This window comes from Mesorhizobium sp. M7A.F.Ca.CA.002.15.2.1 (assembly GCF_003998715.1).
Classification (GTDB): Bacteria; Pseudomonadota; Alphaproteobacteria; order Rhizobiales; family Rhizobiaceae; genus Mesorhizobium; species Mesorhizobium ciceri.
Window position 1 is genome coordinate 1 of sequence record NZ_RZPI01000976.1, and the last position, 1,397, is coordinate 1,397.

Genomic DNA, 1,397 nt, shown 5'->3' on the forward strand with positions numbered 1-1,397 from the left:
GTGCTTTCCAAGCTTGCCGATAAATTCGGTCTCCAACGCTACGCCTTGTGGCTGCATGATTATGGCTCGCAGATAGGACTCCGGCATGCGATCTCACACCCGGAGCGGATCAGCGCCCTGATCATCCAGAACGGCGACATCTACGAGGATGTGCTTGGACCCAAATACGCCACGATCAAGGCCTGGTGGACCGACAAGACGCCCGGCAAGCACCGTCCGCTCGAGGCCGCGGTAAGTGAGGATGGGTTTCGGGCCGAGTTCATCGGGGAAGTGGCTGACGACGTCGCCATGCGCGTGCCGCCCGATCTCTGGAATCTTCACTGGCCACTGATGAACACGCCGGTTCGTCGGCAGATCGCCGTCGGTCTGATGGAGAAGCTGGAAGCCAATCTCACCTGGTTTCCGCGCTACCAGGCTTATTTGCGTGAACACCATCCGCCCACGTTGATCGTTTGGGGGCCAGAGGATGGCTATATGCCCGCGGCGTCGGCAAGGGCCTATCATCGCGATCTGCCCGATGCGGAACTGCATCTGATCGAAGGGGCGGGTCATTGGCTGCTCGAGACACATTTCGACGACGCGCTGGCGCTGGTCCGCGATTTCCTGGCTCGTGTTCACGGCTGATCACAGCCGGCGTCCGCTATGCCCAGTTTGCTGTCCGCCTGACTGAAGGAGAACCTCATGCCGACCACACCGACCATCGCGCGCATCTGGCGCGGTCGCACCCGCCGCGACATCGCCGACGCCTATGAGCCATACCTGCGTGCCGAGGGTATTCCGCCCCTCGAGAAGACGGCGCTTGGCGTCCAATTGCTGCGCGAGGACCGTGATGCCGAGACGTGGTTCACAACCATCTCCTATTGGGCCGACATGCAAGCGATGACCGCCTTTACCAAAGGCGAACCGACCAAAGTCCATCATCTGGACCGCGATGCCGAGTTCCTGATCGAGCTGCCGGAGCGGATCGAAATCCATCGGATACTTGTCGATCGTCGGGGACTGCGCTGAGCGCCCATCGGTGGTTCGCAACCTCTTCTTCTTCGCGGTGATGTCGCTGATCTGGGTGCTGACCTGGGCCGCGATCAAGCTCGGTCTCAATGACGCGCCTCCGCTCCTGCTGGCGGCTGCACGCTATTTGCTGACCGCTTTGGCGGCAGGAGCCTGGCTCTTCGGCGAGGCGGTCGGCTGGGCTGAAATCACCGGTGCGATCCTCCTGCTGGCGGCGGCTGCGATCGCGCTACTCAGGCCGCTGGGCGAAAATCGCGGGCGACCACATTGTCGGCCGGCCTCCTGACCTGCCGACCTCGAGCGGCGAAGCGATAGGCCCGCAATCCGTCCGCAGCTATCGCCGTCCGAAAAGCCGTTCGATATCCGCTAGCTTGAGTTCGATATAAGTG

General features: G+C 62.0%; 3 protein-coding genes. All 3 read left to right on the plus strand.

The window, feature by feature from the left end; genetic code table 11:
- On the plus strand, window positions 1-624 hold a 624-nt coding region (locus ENZ74_RS31715), incomplete at its 5' end, for an alpha/beta hydrolase (RefSeq protein WP_164761402.1).
- Window positions 625-681: 57 nt separating this feature from the next.
- Complete coding sequence (locus tag ENZ74_RS31720; RefSeq protein ID WP_024504825.1) at window positions 682-1,008, plus strand: hypothetical protein; 327 nt, start codon at window positions 682-684, stop codon at window positions 1,006-1,008.
- 10 nt (window positions 1,009-1,018) lie between these two features.
- Window positions 1,019-1,294: a hypothetical protein gene (locus ENZ74_RS31725; RefSeq protein WP_063167729.1), complete on the plus strand. Its 276-nt coding sequence runs from the start codon at window positions 1,019-1,021 to the stop codon at window positions 1,292-1,294.
- Window positions 1,295-1,397 lie beyond the last annotated feature (103 nt).

Excerpts from the sequence above, each read along its gene's own strand:
- ENZ74_RS31720 (WP_024504825.1), top strand. The coding sequence starts at position 682 with ATGCCGACCACACCGACCATCGCGCGCATCTGGCGCGGTCGCACCCGC.